Raw genomic sequence first — 16,507 nt, 5'->3', positions numbered from 1 at the left:
CGGGGAAGTCGGTCGCCATCGGCCGGGACGTGACCGCGCCGGCCGGCACCGCCGTGGCGAGCGCCAGGAGCGACGCCGTGCCCCCGAGCATGCCACGGCGGGCGGTGGTAGAAGCAGAGGAAGCCACAGGCATAGGGGCTGTATCCCTTGCTGGTGGTCAGGCGCGGGTGGGTGCTGGACACACCCGCCTGCGCCGCCTGATGCCGGGGAGCCGCCCCGGCGCGGACGGCTCAGCCGGCGGTGGGTGCCGGCTGGGCAATGGGGTTGGAACCGGGCGCGAGGTGATTTCCTCCAGCGCCCGAAACCTCAGAAATCGGCAGCAATCCGCCGTTTTTGCCGATTTCCTCTGCCGGCACGCGCCGCGCGGGCGCCTGCTTTGGGCAGCGGGCCGGCACCGGCCGGGACCGCGGCCCATGCAGCGCCACCTCGGCCCGGCGCAAGGCGGCGCGGGCGGCGTTCAGCGCGCGGAAGGCAGCGGCCCGGGCTGCACGGCGCGCCTCGGCACCACCGGGCGCGCGGTTCGCCACGCGCAGGGCCTCGACCGCCTCGGCCATCGCCTCGCGCCGCGTGTCCACCGCCGCCTCGGCCGCGACCGCCGCCAGGGCAGCGCGCACCGCGGGGTCGTGCTCGACCATGGGCGCCAGGTGGGCGACGCGCTCCAGATGTCCGGCGACGGCGCCCAGCACCGCCTCCAGGCTGCCGGCGGCCAGCGGCATGTCGCCATACGTCGGGTCGTAGTAGGCGGCCGCGTGCCCTGCCGCCGCCTCGCGGACGTACCAGCACCGACACCGGTGCATCACCACCACCACAACGCTGCGGTCGCGCGGCAGCGGGTCGGGCAGGACCGAGGCGTTGGGGATGGCGGAGAAGCGCAGGCCCAGCGCGGCGGACACCAGCCCGGCGGCGTGGACCTCGCGGCGGATCGTGGGGGTGGTGTCGAGGGGCATGGGCTTTGGCCTCAATGCTTTGCGTTGGCGTCACCACAAATAGCGACTATGCTATCAAAATGTCAACGTAAAGTATTGAGGTAAACATAAATGTCTGGCGCTTCACCCTCCCCGGCGCAGGTTCGCGCCGCGCGGGCGCTCTTGGATTGGTCGCAGTCAGATCTCGCGCAGCGGGCGCAGGTCTCCCTCAGCACGGTCCGAGATTTTGAGGCGGGGCGGCGTCAGCCGATGCGCAACAACCTCGACGCCATGCAACGGGCGCTTGAAGGCGCTGGCGTCGCCTTCACCAATGGCGGAGAGCCTGGAGTGAAGATGCGGAGGGCGGAGGGATAAGCGGCCGGCGCCGGCCGCCTTCGGTCCGGCTGGACAACGGGTTGGTTACGGATACGATGCTACCAGCCGGTCCTTCTTCGGCGCGCCTGGCCGCTGCCATCCAGGCTAGAATCATGCGTCTAGATCGGGAGCTCCAGGGACCGTGGCGACGCTGGCTGACATCGACGGCGAGATCACGCTGGAGATCAGCGGTGCCGCAGTCACGCCGGCCCGATTTCGGCGCGCCGTCATTGGCTTTTTCGATATCCTGACAGAGGTAAGCGACGCCGCCGCGGCCGAGAGCGGCGAGCACGTAGAGTGGCGCATCCAAGTGAAGAAGGGCAGCAACCTCATAGGCGCCAGCCCTGCGCCTGGTGTGTCCCCAGCAGTTGTTGCGTGGGTACAGGCGCGCGTCATTCGCGGCCTAGAGCAACTAGAGCGCGAGCCTCTTGACCCTCCAGCGTTCAGCGAACGTGCACTGACCGGGGCTAGGCACTTGGCTCAGTCCGCCAGTGACAAGCCCGGCGAGGATACCACTGTCCGAGTTTGGAGCCGGCAAGAAGTTGTCCCGGTCACGCGCCAGACGGTTGAACACGTGGCATCTGTACTTGAAGGCGAATACTCCGATCACGGCACGGTAGAAGGTCAACTCAATACCGTTACCTCGGCAGGCGGCTATCGAGTTGTCATTTATGAGCCCGTGTTTGGTAAGGCGGTTCGATGTGATGTGCCTCAGGACATGATGCCGCTTGCCCTCAAACTGTTTGGCCGAAGAGTGGAAGCACACGGATCCATACGTTACAGACGAGACGGCACTATTGCGCGTGTGAGGGTGGAGGAGCTTGTTCCTTTTCCACTAGACAATGATTTGCCGACGCATGAAGAAGTGCGTGGCATTCTGCGCACACTCACATGACGAAAGAACGCTCGCGGGTCTATTGGGACTCCGATTGCTTCCTAGCATGGCTACAAGAGGAGGCTGGCAAAGTAGACGGCTGTCGTGCTGTGCTCGATGAAGCCGATGCAGGTCGGACGCTCATCGTTACGTCTGCACTAACCATTGCAGAGGTACTTTCAATGCGACACCGACAAGCGATCTCAGCCAGTCAGCGTAGCAAGGTTCAAGCGTTTTTTCGCCGCGACTACATCGCCGTCGTCAATGTCACCCGTCGGCTTGCTGAAGCAGCCCGCGATGTTGTTTGGGATCATGGGGTGATGCCAAAAGACGCTTTGCACGTAGTGACGGCGATAGATGCTAAAGTGTCGGCACTGCACACCTTCGATGAAAGACTCTTGAAGAAATCAGGTAAACTGGGTGCTCCTGCTATAGAAATTTGCCACCCGTTCGTGTCACAGGCTTCTCTAGATTTCGGCAAGAAGAACTAAAACTTGATGTGCTGGAAACTTAAACTTTTCGTTCTGGTGTTCCTAACATCTCCGGCACTTGCTCAGCCTCGGCTGGCGGTCCATGAAAAGACCACAGGCGTATCGCAATCGGATGATTACGTGCGTTTTGGCACAATTTTCGAGAGAGCTGCGGCTGCGCTGCTCGCTTCTGGTCGTTGCAAAGCGGCAGATTTTTCGGAAATGGGCGGCTTTATCCGATCAACAAATATAAGAAATCGACGTGCTTACTTCACCTATTGTGGCGCAATGGACCCGCAGCATCGCATCTATCTTTTCATTGATAATGAGAATTTCAGATTAGAATAAAAGAATAATTGGCACACAAGCCTGATCCACGACTGTTCACCATACCAGCACGGGTGCGTGATCTTCATCCCCGGCAACGGCGAGGGACCGGGGGTCAGGCTGCGGAGGCCAGCCGAATGATCACCAGCGAGCAGTGCCGGCAGGCGCGGGCGCTGCTGAAGCTGCCGCAGGAACGGCGCGCCGCAGGATGCTACGATGTCCCTGGCGCCGAAGCCGCCGGCCGCCTTGCCACGGCAATGCCCGCCCCGGCGATGCAATGCGCGGTTGCCCAGCTTCCGCGCCCGATCAGGTCGAGCGCCATGCCCTCGATCAGGGCGCCGAGCGAGGTCACCGCCGCCGAGGCGCGCCGTTCCCTCGCCTCGGTCAGCGCCCAGTTGATGCGCAACTCGGCCAGCGGCGCGGCGGAAACCTCCCCCTGCAGCAGCACGCGCGCAACCGCCGCATAGGTGAAGACGGACCAGCCGACGCCCAGCCGGACCAGGTCCATGGCCGTCGCGACGTTCTCGACCTCCGCTCGCACCTCCGCGCGCAGTCCCTGGCGCGACAGCGCCGTGTCGAGAATGGTGCGGATGCTGTTGGGCGCGGAGACGAGGACCAGCGGCCGCCCCATCAGGTCGGCAAGGCGCAGCGGCCGTTCCAGGCGTAGCGCGGCCTCCGGCGGAGCGATGGCCAGCAGCGGCTCGCCGATGAAGGTGCGGGTCAGCAGCGGCGCGGCCTCCTCGCCGGTGGCGATCACGGCGAAATCCGCGCGCCCCGCCAGGACGGCGTCACGCATCGCGCGGGAGGTCCCCTCCAGCACGCGCACCCGCACGTCGGGATGCAGCCGCAGGAAGGTCGCGACCGCCGGCGTCACCAGCAGGTCCCGGAGGGAGCTGACCACGCCGACGGCGACCTCGCCGCGGATCGCCTCGGCGGCGGCGCCCACCTCGGCCGCCACGCGCTCGGCGTCGCGCAGCAGGCCGGCGGCACGGTCCCGCAGCGCCTCGCCGGCCGCGGTCAGGCGGACCCCGCGCGCATGGCGCTCCAGCAGCCGGACGCCCAGCCCGGCCTCCAGCGCCGCGACCTGCTTGCTGATCGCCGGCTGCGACAGGTTCGCGCGCAGGGCCGCCGTGGCGAGGCTCGACGCCTCGCAGACATGCAGGAAGTTGCGCAGCAGACGCAGGTCGGTGAGCCTTGCCATTCCTTCCGGTTATCGCTCCCGTTCCCCGAAAGAGTTTCCGGCAGGGCTGCGCTCCGGGCAAGGTTCGGCGCGAAGAAGCACGAATGGCCCGGATCGGGCCGCTGGCCCGCCCGTCCCGGGCCATGCGTCGGTAGGGGAGACGTTGCCGGTGATCCACCGTCGGACCTTGTTCGCGACCATGGCTGCGGCCGGCTTGGCGGCCACCGCCACCGCCAGGGCCGATGCCGCCTTCCCGAGCCGGCCCATCCGCGTGCTCGTGCCGCAGGGCGCCGGTGGCTTCGACGTCTATGCGCGGCTGATCGGCCCCCGGCTCCAGGCGACGCTCGGCCAGCCCATCGTCATCGACAACCGCCCGGGCGCCAACGGCAACATCGCACTCGGCGAGGTCGGGCGGGCGGCGCCGGACGGCCACACGCTGCTGCTCGCGCCGACCGGCACCCTGACCGCCAATGTCAGCCTCTACCGCAACATGCCGCTGGAGCCGGTGGACGACCTCGCCCCGGTCGTTCTCGCCACCACCACGCCGATGGTCTGGCTGACGCATCCGGGCAGCGAGATCGACACGCTGGCCGACCTCGTCCGCATCGCCCGCGCGCGGCCGGGGCAGCTCAACTACACCTTCCCCGGCGTCGGCACGCTCAACCACCTGCTCGCCGAGGCCTTCAAGCAGCGGCACGGGATCGAGATCGAGGGCATTTCGGTCAGCAGCCCGACCGTCTCCATGACCGAGTTGGTCGCCGGCCGGGTGCCGGTCGCGGTGGAGGCGCTCGGCAGTTGCGCCGACTACGTGATGAGCGGGCGGCTGCGCGCCCTCGCGGTCACGACGCGCGCGCGCGCGCCGCAACTGCCGGCGGTGCCGACCGTCATGGAGCTCGGCCTGGAGGAGCGGGAATATCTCGGCTGGTACGCCTTCGTCGCGCCGCGCGGCACGCCGGCGCCGGTGATCGCGAAGCTGAACGCCGCGATCAACGAAGCGCTCACCCAGCCCGACGTGACGGTGAAGCTCGCCGGGCTCGGCGCCGCCGCGCATGGCGGCACCCCCGAGGCGCTGCACGACTTCATGGTGTCCGAGCGGGCCACCTGGCGCGAGGTGATCCGCCGGGCCGGCATCCAGCAGACCTGAAGGCGCCGGCTTCCAACACCCGAAACGACAGGAGAGACGGCCATGGCACACGGCATTCCCCCGGTCCGGACCTGGACGCGCGAGGAGATGATGGGGCGGATCGCGTTCTTCCGCGACCTGACGGGCAGCAAGGGCGGCCTGCCGGACAGCCCGCTGCCCGAGTGCGAGCGCGAGTTGATCAACGTCATCGGCTTCCGCCCGCCTTCCGACGAGGGCGGCGCCACCACCAGCCCGGTGGGCGGCGACAGCGCGCGCGCGGCGGCAATCCCGATCGACGAGGGCTTCAACCTCGGCTTCGCCCGCGCCAGGCCCGGCTGCGGCCCGCTGATGCACAACCACGACACCAACGAGACCTTCATGCCGGTCACCGGCCGCTGGCGCTGCTCGTGGAACGAGGGCGAGGCGGAGGAGCATGTCGATGTCGGCCCCTGCGACGTCGTCTCCTTCCCGCCCGGCGTCGCGCGCCGCTTCATGAACATCACCTACGACCAGCCGGAGCAGGAGCACGTGCTGCTCTTCGTCATCGCCGGCAACCAGCCCAAGGCGGAGTTCACGCCGCTGGCGATGCGGCGCGTCGCCGAGTGGCAGGCCTCGCAGGGCGGCCCGGCTTGATCCCCGAGCCGGCAGGCGGCTGGGCACGGGCCCTCGCCGCCCTGCCGCCGCGCCGGACGGTCCGGCCGGCGCCGGGCGGCGTGGTATGGCAGGTGCGGGACACGGGCGGCACCGGCCTGCCGCTGCTCCTGCTGCCCGGCAGCCTCGGCACCGCCGACATGTTCGTGCGCCAGCTCGCCGCCCCGCCCGGCGGCGGGCGGCTGCTGGCGGTGGACTACCCGGAGGGCGCCGACCCGGCGCCGCTGGCCGCCGGCTTCGTCGCCCTGCTGGACGCGCTCGGCCTCGCGCGCGCGCGGGTGCTCGGCTCTTCCTTCGCGGCCTACTGGCTACAGCACGCGGCAGCGCTGGCGCCGGCTCGGTTCGACACGTTGTTCCTTTGCTGCGGCTTCGTGGATGGTGGCGCGGTAGCCGGCAACCCGCTGTTCGACATCCCGTCCCTACACGCGGCGACCGGCGAGGCGGTGAAGCGGCAATGGGCTGACCGGCTGAAGGCCACCGCGGCGACGCCGCTGGTGACACTCCAGCGCCTGCTGCTCGCCGAACAGCCGGGCGAAACCCTGCGCTCACGCCTGCTCGGCGCCGCCGAAGCCAGACCCGCCCCACCCGTTCCCGCTACGGTGCGGACGGTGCTGCTGGAAGGCTCCGACGATCCGCTGATCCCGGAGCAGGCACGCGCCACGCTGCGCGCCCATGTGCCACACGCCGCGGTATCGGTCATCGAAGGTGGCGGGCACTATCCTCATGTCTTGGCCCCGGCGGCCTTCCAGGATGCGATCGAGAGTCGCCTCTGGGCCATGGCCGCCCTGCGGTAGAGTTCATCCTGGAGAACGGGGGGGGGGGGGTTGGCGTTAGGCTGCGGAAGTGACTGCCTTGCTCTATAGGGCCATCGGCCCTATATCCAGAGCTGTCAGGGCGAGCATGCCCGGCAGGAGTTCCGCTGATGCCCACGGTCGCGATCGTCGCCGGCGTGCTGATCGTCCTCTACTTCAACGACCACGATCCGGCGCATTTCCACGCCATCTGCGGGCGGGACAAGATGCTGGTCCGCATCTCCGACCTCGCCGTGATCCGCGGTGATCTGCCCCGCGACAAGCGTCGGGCGGTGCTGGAGTGGGCAGCGGCGAAGCAGGCCGACCTGGCGCTGGCGTGGGTGCGGGTCCGCCAGGACGAGAACCCGGGGAGGCTGGATTGATCGAGGAACAGCGCATCACGGGCGCCCACATGGCGCCGGGCTACCGCCTCCATCTCACCTTCGCGGACGGCGCGCAGGGGGTGGTGGACCTCGCGCCACTGGTGGCTCGGGGCAAGGTGTATCGCGCGATCGAAGCCGCGCCGGGCGCCTTCCGGCTGGTGTTCGACGGAACCGCGATCGAGTGGCCGGACGGCGCGGGCGACGTGGTGGACTTCTGCGCCGACGCGCTGCGCATGCAGATGGTCCCGGCACGGGCCGCGGCGGAATGAGCGGCGCCGCGCTGCGCGCCGCCCTCGATCGGCTGGGCCTGTCTCAGGAAGGCGGCGCCCGGCTGCTGGGCGTGGACGGCCGGACCATGCGGCGGTGGGTCGCCGAGGAGCGCGACATCCCGCCGCCGGTGATCCGTCTGCTGTGGGCCATGGAGCGGGACCGGACGCTGGTCGAGGCCCTCCACGGTTTCAAGCCGGCCGCTGCCGCAGCGGCGTGATCGTCAGGCCTGGCAACGACGTGGGTGCGGCAGGGGAGGACGACGGAATGAGCGAGCCGACGACGATCCCGACCCACCCCGAGGAGGTGACCGCCAGCGTGGACCTGCGCCTCGGCAGCAGCGTGTCGGTGCAGGCCCGTGCCCGAGCGACGCCGGCCGGGCTGATCGCCGCGGGCATCCTGGCCGCCGCCGTCATCCTGGCCATCGTGCCGCTGGTGCGGGCAGCGCGGCGGTAAGGCGCCAGCATCGCGCTCTCCTACCGGGAGGCCTGGCCCGCACGCTGCGGCACGTCGGGGTGGTCGGCCGGTGCGACCCGGCCTACAGCGGTCAGCGGGTTCGCAGCAGGCCGAGTGGCCGCAGCACACCGGCCATGCGCTCGATCTCCTGCGGAATGAGCGCCGCGAACTCAGCTTGGCTGTTGCCCACCACCACCAGCCCCAGCTCGTCCAGGCGCCGGTGCGTCGCCGGCTCGGCCATCGCCGCCACCGTGTCCTGCTGCACCCGCGCCAGGATCGCCGGCGGCGTCTGCGCCGGCGCGATCAGCCCGAACCAGGCCACCGCCTCGAAGCCGGGAAAGCCGCTCTCGGCGATGGTAGGCACGTCCGGCAGCACCGGTGCGCGGTCGCGCGAGGTGACGGCGAGAGCCCGCACCTCGCCCGCCTGCACGCGGCGGATGATGGCCGGGCCGCTGCCGATCATCACCTGCACCCGTCCCTGCATCAGATCGGTGAACATCGCACCCTCGTTCGCGTAGGGCACGGCGGTGATGTCGATGCCGGCCGCCTGCTTCAGCATCTCCATGCCGAGGTGAGTGGAGAAGCCGACTCCTGAATGTCCGTAGGCGAGGCTGCTGGGCCGCGCCTTCGCCAGCGCGACCAGCTCCGCCAAGGTCGCCGCCGGCACCGAGGGGTGCACCACCAGCACGTTGCGCGTGCGCACGAGCAGGCTGATCGGGGCGAGGTCCCGCCACGAGTCGTAGGGCGGCGGCGGATCCATGCTGACGCGCACCACCATGGCGCCGTCGCCGGTGAGGCCGAGCGTGTACCCGTCCGGCACCGACCTGGCGACACGCTCGACGCCGATGGTGGACGAGGCCCCGGGCAGGTTCTGCACCACCACCGGCTGGCCCCAGGTGGCGGCGAGGCGTTCGGCCAGCACGCGGGCCACGACATCGGGCGACGCGCCCGCGGCGAAGGGTACCACCAGCATCACCGGCCGACTGGGCCAGGCGCTCGTCTGGGGCTGTGCCAGGACGGCCGACGCCGCGATGGCCAGTGGCACGGCCAGCAGGGCGCGTCGTCGCGGTGCGGTGCGGTGGTACATGGGCGGCCTCCGCCGACAGGCTACCCGCGGCCACGCGGTCGTTTCATCCCCCGATCGGGTGAGGCGGCGCTGACGCCGCCCTCTTTGCCGCGTGACGCCAAGCTCTCGTGCTGCCTTCCTGATGCCCTGCTCCTTCGGTTGGGTGCCCCCTGGCAGAGGTGCGTCAACTTGACGCACCTTCTCCTCCGTCAGCCGCACCCACTCGGCCACATGCTCGTCACGCTCCAGGGCCGTCAGCTCGGCCCGGTGCAGGTTCTCCGCGATCTCCCAGAGGCGGGCGTCCTACTCCGCCCCCACCTCCGCATCCCTCGGGCTCCTGCCGAACTGCCGCCGGAAGTCGCGATCCCGCTCGACCCGCCGGGCGAGGTCCGGGCTGTCCTCCAGCACGCGGCGGCGGGCGGCCTCCCAGCGCCGGTCGCGGATGGTGCGCAGCGCCTGGATCTGGTCCCCCGGGTCCATGTCGAGGAAGCTGCCCGTCCCGATCCGCTCGGCCATCTCCTCGCGCATCGTCTGCCCGCCGCGCGCCGCCGCGTTGCCCGCGCTGTTCATCTCGCGGAGCAGCGCGTTGTACTGGCGGGCGTCGAGCGCCACGTTGGTGCCGGGGAAGTTGCGCCCCGGCAGTTGCAGCACCCCGCCGAGGCGGTACAGCACGGCCTCCAGCTGGTCGGCCCGCCCCGAGGTCGAGCGGATCGGCCAGAACAGCTGCCACAGCCCGTCCTCGGTGGGCCGCACCGTCTCGCCCCAGACGTTGAGCAGCGGCTGGTCGCCCTGGCGCAGCATCGGGTTGCGCTCCAGCGCCTCGTAGAAGCCCCGCGTCAGCGGGTTGCTGCGGGCGATGTCGCCCGTGGGCGGCATGGCCGAGCGCCGCTCCGCCTCGGTGGCGCGGGCGAGGCTGCCGCCCAGCGTGCCGCCGGTCAGCGGCGAGATCACCGCGTTGGTCGCCGCCCGGCTCAGCGCCTGCACCGTCGCCGCGAAGCGCTGGCTGGCGTCGAGGTTGGGCGAGCCCATGGCGCGGGCGAGGTCGGACACCCCCTGCATGAAGGGCTGATCCAGCGTGTACTGGTACAGCCCGAAGGCCGAAGCCACGGCGGCGTTCTGCAGCGTGTCCAGCACCCCCGGATCGGCGTCGGGGTGGTCGAGCAGGTAGTTCGCCGTGTCGGCCGCCATCGCCACCAGCCCGGAGAGCGGGTCGGCGCCGGCGTAGCTGCGGCAGGTCCAGCGCCCGTCCTCGCGCCGGCAGACGGAATGCTCCTGGAACCCCTGGCGCCGCCAGGCCTGCGCCCGCGCCGGGTTGCCGGGGGCCGAGCCGGTGAGGCGGAAGTTCGGATCGCCCGCGCCGTCCATCACCGCGCTGCTGAACCACCACATCAGCGTCGAGCCGAGCGCGATGCGGCTCATGGCGAGGTCGGCCCGGGCGCCACCGGCCGAGATGTCGGCCCAGACCTGCGGCGAGACGGCGAGCCCGAGCGGCGAGCGCTGGATCACCGCCCGCGCCACGTTGGTGGGTGTCGAGAAGAACGGCACCACCAGCTTGGCCGCCGGGTGCTGCATGGCATCCGCCAGCGCCTGCAACGCCGGGCCCATCTCCTGCTGGAAGGTCATGTTCCTGGCGGTAGCGTCGGCGGCGTCGCGCCAGCGCTCGGGCGGGTGCGCCAGGTACTCGGCCACGCGGTCGGCGGCATCGTCGGCCGACAGGCCCGCCTCCATCAGCCGGTTCCGCTCGCGCCAGGCCTGGGCGTACAGCTCGCCCCGCTCGCCGAAGGTCCGGAAGAACACGTCCGCCGCCCCGAGCGCCCGGCCCGGGGTGCGCATCACCGTGCCGAACAGGTCCATGGCCCGGCCCGGCGTGCCGCTCAGCCCCAGCGCCTCGGCGCTGATGCGGCTGCGCTGCGGCAGGTCGAGCTTGGAGGTGGCGCCGGCCGGCATGCCGGTCCGCAGCGCCTCGGCGCTGAGGCGGAAGGCGTCGCCGAGGCCCTGGTACATGCCGAACAGCATGGCATGCGCCTCGCCCATGTAGGCCTGCTCGGCCGAGCCGAGGCGCACCGCGCGCCGGCCGGTGCCGATCACCCCGGCCAGGAAGCGCTCGGGCAGCTGCCACAGCCCCATGGTGGCGTTGCCCATGAGGTTGCGGATGTGCGTCGCCGGCGACATCAGCAGGCTGTTCACGTAGGCCTCGATGATGGCATCCGCCGTGCGGCGCAGCAGGCCGCGCTGGGCCATGGCGGTGCGGGCGCGCGGGTCGGGCAGCGCCATCCACGACGCCGCGGTGGTGCGCAGCACCTCGCCGCCGCCGAGCAGGTCCACGATGGCCTCGTCGTTCGGTGCCGGCCCGACCCGCAGCGCGTCCGGCCCGGCCTGCCCCAGCACGCCGAGGCGCTGGGCCATCTGCCCGAGCTGTTCCGGCGGCGAGGCGTTCAGCGCGTGCTGCACGTGCCGCAGCGCCCCCAGCGCCCGCCCGGCCTCGGCCACCGCGCCGTTCAGCTGCGCCGCCACCGCCGAGGTCAGCGCGAAGTTCAGCCCGAAGCGCCGCTGCGCCTCCGGGCTCGGGTTGGTCAGCAGCGCGGCGGCCGCCTCGGTGGTCTCGCGCTGCAGGTTGACCAGCGCCACCGTGCCGGCGATCAGCTCCTCGCTGTTGTGCGCCTGCCCGGGCGTGCGGCGCAGCATCCGGTTCACCGCCCCGTCGAGGCCGATCCGCTCGGCCAGCGCGATCTGCTCCTCGGCCGTCTGCGTCGAGCGGCGCATGCGGTCGAACAGCGGCCGGTTGGCCTCGCGCACGGCGCCGATGAACTGCCCCACGTCGGTGGGCATGTACGCGCCCTGGGTCGAGACCATGCGCATCGGCGCGCCGCCGGGCCGGCCGAGGATGTCGGCCACCTCCTGCGCCTCGGCCTCGGTCGCCTCGCGCACCGCGATCCGCCCGCCGGCCGTGTCGATGAAGTCCTGCGCCCGCGGCAGCGGCATGCTGTCGGGCGTGATCCGACCCAGCCGCCGCAGCAGGTCCAGCACCCCGCGCGCGGGCACCACGTCGTCCGTGGTGCCGGCCACCGTGCCGCGCGGGCCGGCGGACAGGCGCACCGGGCGCCCGGCCACCAGGTCGGCCAGCATCGCCTCGGCCGTCCGGCCGCGCGCGCGGGCCTCGGCCTCGCGGCCGGCGGGGCGCTCGTAGAGCAGGCTGAACGCCTCGGCCGCCTCGGCGGCGGTGCCGGCGGCCCGGAGGCGCCGATAGGCCTCGCGCTCCTGCGGCCCGCCCTCGCGCAGCTCGTGCAGGATGAAGCGGACCTGCGTCTCCTCCGGGATCGGACCTTCGGGGATGCCGGCGAACTGGCGCAGCGCGGCGAGGCGCGGGCCGTTCCACTGCGCGATGAACTGGCTGGCGCCGCCATCACCCGGCCGGGTGTCCGCATCCACCCCGCTCTCGTGGTGCAGGTTGGCCACGATGCCGGCGGCGGCGGCCTCGCTGAGCCCCTCGCGCCGCAGCTGCTGGAAGACGCGCACGTGCCGGTCGGTGACGGCATCGGGGCTGGCCGGCGCCGGTGCGCCGTTGGTCGCCCGGCCCGACCGGGCATCGTCGGTGCGCTGCCACTGCGGGTAGTTCCGCTGGCCCGGGCGCCGCGCCGCCGGGTCATAGCCCTCGGCCGGCGACACCTCCCAGCCGTCGCGCGTCTCGGTCGGGGCCGCGCCGGGTGTCGCCGGCGCCGCCTCATCCGGCACGAACGCCACCGGCGGCGGTGCGGCGTCGAGGGGCACGCTGCCACTGCCGCCGCCGCCGGCACCACCATCGCCCCCACCGGTGGGCGGCGCGCTGCCGGCACCGGCCGCGGCGGGTTGCTCGCCGGGCACGCGGGGCGCCACCTCGATCACCGGGCCCGGCTGCGCGGCGGCGCCGCCTGCCGGCACCTGCGGCAGGTTGACCCGCGGACCGGGCAGCCGCGCCGCCTCCTCCGGGGTGAGCGTCGTCAGGCCGGCGTTGTCAGCCATCGGCGTGTTCCTTGAACGCGCGGAGGCCCGCGCCTACTGTCTCGGTCGGTCTGGCCGAACGCGGGAAAATCGCTGGCCACGCGCGCGCTCCGGGGTGACCCGGACTGTGGATCTGAGGGTGCCGGTGTTCGAGCCGGGGAAGCGTCTCAGCGGCCAGACCACGCATCACGGCGCAGCCCTGCGGATCACGGTGTAATGGTTCGGGTCCTCCAGGGACCGGAGCGGTACGCCGCTGCCCGAACGCACCATGTTCACGCGCCCGAAGTCGCGCGCGTCAAAGCCGACGCGCACGATGAGCTTGCCGGTGCGGTCCGAGCCCGGACGGTCGAAGGCATAGATCAGGCCGGGGCTCATCTCGTCCCAGTAGATCGCCGACGGATCGCGCAGCACTTCGGGGATGCGTGCCACGTCAGCCGGAGCCAGCGCGTTCACGCCCTTGCTCGCCCGCACCATGCGGAACGGCGTGTCGTCGCCGAGAAGGATGTCGCGCGCTGGGAGCGCGATGTCGTGCTGGGCGAGGAAGCCGGCCACGTCATCCTCGATCCGCCCGACCGAGAAGGTCTGCCCCGCCGGCCGGGGACGCTCGCCACGGGCAAGCCGCGCGGACTGCTCCGCCCACCAGGTCCGGAAATCGTCCGCCGACGCCACGGCACGGCGCGATGCTGCCGCCGCCCCACCGCCTGCCGGCTCCTCCGCCGCCATCGCCATGGCGCCCGGCGGCATCCCGGCCGGCGCCGGCTCGGGCCCGAAGCCGCCCTGCGCCAGCCGGTGCGCCGCGTGCCGGCTGGCCCGGACCAGCTCCACCAGCCCGTCGATCGCAGCCCCCGCCGCCGCGCCCTCGACCACGTTGCGCAGCCGCGCGCGCAGCTTCTCCTCGGCCGCCGCGTCGTCGCCGGTGCGGCTGTCGAGCAGGCGCGTCACCTCGTTCTCGACCCCGAGGCTGCGCGCCAGGGTGGACAAGTTGCCGTCCGCCGGGTCGGCCAGCATGTCGGCCACGGCGCCGCCGGCCATGGTCGCCACGTACCGCCCGAGGCCCGCCGCCCGCATCGCCCGGGCCGTCATCCTGAACGGGATCGCCAGCGCCACCAGACCGCGTGCCACCTCGTCGGCCGTGCCGCCGCGGGCGTCGGGCAAGCGGATGCGCACGTCCCGGTCCAGCAGGCTGGCCCACTGGCCCAGCTCGCTGCCGAGGTCGAGCGCGCCCTGCGCCACGTCGCGCACCGCTCCACCGGCCACCGAGGGGCGCGCCTCGGCCATGGCCTGCGTCATGCCGCGCAGCCGCTCCAGGAAGCCCGCCGAGGCCGGGGTGGCGGGCGCGGGCGTCGGGGCTGGTGCAGCGCCGGCATCACCCGGCGGCCCGGACAGGCCCAGCGCGGCGAGGCCCGCCTGGTAGGGATCGGTGGCGGTGGGGGCAGCAGGAGCGGCCGGAGCCGGCGCGGCCTGCTCGCCGGGGGTGGTGGCTCCGAGGCCGGCCGCTCCCGCCGCCTCACCCGGCCGGACTGTCGCCGGTGTCGGCAGCGCCACGTCCGCGCCCGGGAACTGGCGCATGTACCACTGCGCCTCGTACCGCTCGGCGATCTCGTCGGCCGTGGGCGGCGGGGGTTCCGCTGGCCCGACCGGCATCGGCGCGGCAGCGGCAGCACCGGCGGCCGGGGCGCCACGCGGCGTGGTGATCTCGATGACCTGGCCGCCGCCTGGGGCAGCGGCGGGCGCGGCCGGCACGGTGGGCAGGTTCACCGGCGGGCCGGGCAGCTGCCGCGCCTGCTCCGGGGAGAGCGTGACGAGGGACGTGTCGGACATGGCGGCGGCCTATCGCTGAGCGCCGGGGGCGAAGGGCGACGGCGTCTCGTCCACCCGGGCGCCGGGTCGCGGCGGCTGGCCCTGCGGCAGCCGCGGCCGCGTCGGCTGGTTCGACTGCTCGATGTCGCGCGTCCACTGCGCGAGCCGGTCGGCGTCCACCGGGATCACCGTCCCGTCCGGCATGGTCACGCGCGGCGGCGGCACCGTCGTGGCGCTCTGCCGCTCCCACCAGCCGAGGCCGCGATACTCCTGGTACGCCGCGAACCGACCCCGCACCGCCGCCAGCCCCTCGGGCGTGCGCACCTCCGGCGGGTTGCGGCTCACCCGTGCCTGCGCGTTCTGGATCTCGTTCTGCTGGATCGGATCGGCCAGCGCCCGCAGCTGATCGTTGACGAAGGCCCGTGGGTCGAACGACTCGTTCGCCGCCCGACGCCGCTCCATCTCCTCGCCCAGCCGGTCGCGCAGGTTGGCGTACTCGGTGCGCGCGCTGCGCTGCCAGGGTTGCAGGTCGTCGTCGCGCAGCAGCGGCGACGGCACGCTGAGGCGCGAGCGCGCCGCGCTGAGTGCATCGCGCACGTCGCTGCGCTGTTCCACGTCGAGCCGGCGCAGCGCATAGGTAAAACTCGCGTCGCTGAGGTCGCCGCGCGCCCGCATCTGCTGCAGCTCCTGCCGGCTCAGCGGGTTGGTCATGTCCTGGAACCGCTCCTCCAGCATCAGCCGCTCGCGGTCGCGCTGCGCGCTGGTCACGCTTTGCGGGCGGCCGTTGATCCGGTCGGACCATTGGGCATAGGTCCCGACCTCGCCGCTGGCACGCAGCTCGGCGAGCCCGGCCTGCGCCGCCTGCGCATCGCCCCGCCGCTCGGCATCGATCAGCTTGAGCACCGCCTGATCGGCCGCCTGCCGCCGTGCCCGGGTCTCCTCCTGGCGCCGGGCGTTGTCCTCGACCTGCGCGCGCGACAGGTCGGAATTGTTCCGCGCCTGCGCCCGCATCAGGTAGTCGCCGCGCCGCGTCGCCGGCAGGTTCGGGAAGTTCGCCGGGTTCGACAGCATCGCCTCGGCCCGCGCCGGGTCCGTGGCCAGGATGCTCTCGAACTGCGCCTCGTCGGCCCGCGACAGCACCCGCGCCTCGCGCCGCTGCACCTCGTCGGCGCCGATGACGCCGAAGCCGGCGGCCGCACCGAGCATCTGGTGGTAGTCCTCGCGGGCCTGCCGCAGCTGCTCCGGGTTGGTGGACTGGACGGCGAGGTTGACCACGTTGTTCTCGGCCGCGTCGAGCGCCGCCGTGGTGCCCTGCGCCCGCCGCGTCCGCGCCTGCCCGTCCAGCCAGGAGAGGTGCCCGGAGGCGGCGAGGTCGAACCGCGCCCGCCGCCAGTCCTTCTCCTCCTGGTCCCGCCCGCCGCGCACCACCACGTCGCGCGCCTCGGCGAGACCCCGGTCCCACGTGCTGTAGACGGCATCGGCATCCGGCGCCGCCGAGACGCCGCGCAGCACACCGGCGACGGCGGTGTTGATGTCGGTCAGCGCCGCGGCGTTGCGGTTCAGCTTCTCCTGCGCGAGGCCCGCCTGCACGTAGCGGTCGGCCTCGGCCGCGACCTTGTCGAGGCCGCCGGCGACGCGCTGCAGCGCCTGGCCGCCTTGCGCCAGCGCCTCGGCCTGGCGCTGCGCGGCCTGGCCGATCTGCTCGCCGAACGCGCCGGCGGGGATGGTGGGGGAGACGGTGCCGTTCGCGCGGACGCGGCTGCCTTCGAAGGCATAGGGAACCTGGGGCATGTGGGGATGGTGGTGCCCGGGGAGGATGCGTATTCCGGTGATCGCGATCGGCTGTTCCGGTGGATCCTGA

17 protein-coding genes are annotated in these 16,507 nt (G+C 72.2%); 11 read left to right on the top strand and 6 right to left on the bottom strand.

Features of this window, described 5'->3' with window-relative positions; genetic code table 11:
• Positions 1-230 precede the first annotated feature (230 nt).
• Positions 231-947, bottom strand: a complete 717-nt coding sequence (locus tag M0638_RS26935; RefSeq protein ID WP_248670042.1) for a hypothetical protein — start codon at positions 945-947, stop codon at positions 231-233.
• Positions 948-1,037: 90 nt separating this feature from the next.
• Between M0638_RS26935 and M0638_RS26930 the strand changes: the two genes are divergently transcribed.
• The 4 genes from M0638_RS26930 (at position 1,038) to M0638_RS26915 (ending at position 2,972) form a co-directional block, all read left to right on the top strand.
• On the top strand, positions 1,038-1,280 hold the full coding sequence (locus M0638_RS26930) for a helix-turn-helix domain-containing protein (RefSeq protein ID WP_248670041.1): 243 nt from the start codon (positions 1,038-1,040) through the stop codon (positions 1,278-1,280).
• A gap of 142 nt (positions 1,281-1,422) precedes the next feature.
• The gene (locus tag M0638_RS26925; RefSeq protein WP_248670040.1) at positions 1,423-2,175 is read left to right on the top strand and encodes a hypothetical protein; all 753 of its coding nucleotides are present in this window, start codon (positions 1,423-1,425) and stop codon (positions 2,173-2,175) included.
• Positions 2,172-2,645 carry a type II toxin-antitoxin system VapC family toxin gene (locus M0638_RS26920; RefSeq protein WP_248670039.1) on the top strand — a complete coding sequence of 158 codons (474 nt, stop codon included), beginning with the start codon at positions 2,172-2,174 and terminating at the stop codon, positions 2,643-2,645. The genes M0638_RS26925 and M0638_RS26920 overlap by 4 nt, the downstream gene beginning before the upstream one ends.
• Positions 2,646-2,651: 6 nt before the next feature.
• Entirely contained in the window at positions 2,652-2,972 is a 321-nt protein-coding gene (locus M0638_RS26915; protein WP_248670038.1) for a hypothetical protein, read from the top strand.
• 190 nt (positions 2,973-3,162) lie between these two features.
• Here the strand turns inward: M0638_RS26915 and M0638_RS26910 are convergent, their stop codons facing one another.
• Positions 3,163-4,152 carry a LysR family transcriptional regulator gene (locus M0638_RS26910; RefSeq protein ID WP_248670037.1) on the bottom strand — a complete coding sequence of 330 codons (990 nt, stop codon included), beginning with the start codon at positions 4,150-4,152 and terminating at the stop codon, positions 3,163-3,165.
• 148 nt (positions 4,153-4,300) lie between these two features.
• On the opposite strand from M0638_RS26910, the gene M0638_RS26905 reads away from it, so the two are divergent.
• From M0638_RS26905 to M0638_RS26875, 7 genes are all read left to right on the top strand, one after another.
• Complete coding sequence (locus tag M0638_RS26905) at positions 4,301-5,275, top strand: Bug family tripartite tricarboxylate transporter substrate binding protein (protein WP_248670036.1); 975 nt, start codon at positions 4,301-4,303, stop codon at positions 5,273-5,275.
• A 42-nt stretch (positions 5,276-5,317) separates the two neighbouring features.
• Entirely contained in the window at positions 5,318-5,887 is a 570-nt protein-coding gene (locus tag M0638_RS26900; RefSeq protein WP_248670035.1) for a cupin domain-containing protein, read from the top strand.
• Positions 5,884-6,699 carry an alpha/beta fold hydrolase gene (locus M0638_RS26895; protein ID WP_248670034.1) on the top strand — a complete coding sequence of 272 codons (816 nt, stop codon included), beginning with the start codon at positions 5,884-5,886 and terminating at the stop codon, positions 6,697-6,699. Before M0638_RS26900 ends, M0638_RS26895 begins: the two co-directional genes overlap by 4 nt.
• Positions 6,700-6,827: 128 nt before the next feature.
• A complete protein-coding gene (locus M0638_RS26890; RefSeq protein WP_248670033.1) occupies positions 6,828-7,079 on the top strand; it encodes a DUF4160 domain-containing protein in 252 nt (83 codons plus the stop codon).
• Positions 7,076-7,348 (top strand): DUF2442 domain-containing protein, encoded by a 273-nt coding sequence (locus M0638_RS26885; protein WP_248670032.1) that lies wholly within the window; start codon positions 7,076-7,078, stop codon positions 7,346-7,348. Before M0638_RS26890 ends, M0638_RS26885 begins: the two co-directional genes overlap by 4 nt.
• The gene (locus tag M0638_RS26880) at positions 7,345-7,566 is read left to right on the top strand and encodes a helix-turn-helix domain-containing protein (RefSeq protein ID WP_248670031.1); all 222 of its coding nucleotides are present in this window, start codon (positions 7,345-7,347) and stop codon (positions 7,564-7,566) included. Before M0638_RS26885 ends, M0638_RS26880 begins: the two co-directional genes overlap by 4 nt.
• Before the next feature lie 47 nt (positions 7,567-7,613).
• The gene (locus M0638_RS26875; protein WP_248670030.1) at positions 7,614-7,802 is read left to right on the top strand and encodes a hypothetical protein; all 189 of its coding nucleotides are present in this window, start codon (positions 7,614-7,616) and stop codon (positions 7,800-7,802) included.
• A 91-nt stretch (positions 7,803-7,893) separates the two neighbouring features.
• Here M0638_RS26875 and M0638_RS26870 read toward each other — a convergent pair whose 3' ends face one another.
• The 4 genes from M0638_RS26870 to M0638_RS26855 form a co-directional block, all read right to left on the bottom strand.
• Positions 7,894-8,889 carry a Bug family tripartite tricarboxylate transporter substrate binding protein gene (locus tag M0638_RS26870; RefSeq protein ID WP_248670029.1) on the bottom strand — a complete coding sequence of 332 codons (996 nt, stop codon included), beginning with the start codon at positions 8,887-8,889 and terminating at the stop codon, positions 7,894-7,896.
• Positions 8,890-9,171: 282 nt separating this feature from the next.
• Complete coding sequence (locus M0638_RS26865; RefSeq protein WP_248670028.1) at positions 9,172-12,867, bottom strand: phage tail tip lysozyme; 3,696 nt, start codon at positions 12,865-12,867, stop codon at positions 9,172-9,174.
• Positions 12,868-13,032: 165 nt separating this feature from the next.
• Positions 13,033-14,667: a hypothetical protein gene (locus tag M0638_RS26860; RefSeq protein WP_248670043.1), complete on the bottom strand. Its 1,635-nt coding sequence runs from the start codon at positions 14,665-14,667 to the stop codon at positions 13,033-13,035.
• 9 nt (positions 14,668-14,676) lie between these two features.
• Positions 14,677-16,507: hypothetical protein (locus tag M0638_RS26855; RefSeq protein WP_248670027.1), on the bottom strand; the 1,831-nt coding region annotated here is incomplete at its 5' end.

Origin of the sequence: Roseomonas acroporae, assembly GCF_023223525.1 — a bacterium.
Lineage (GTDB): Bacteria > Pseudomonadota > Alphaproteobacteria > Acetobacterales > Acetobacteraceae > Roseomonas_E > Roseomonas_E acroporae.
The sequence above is the reverse complement of the archived record's forward strand: the minus strand, read 5'-3'. Positions and strand labels throughout refer to the sequence as shown.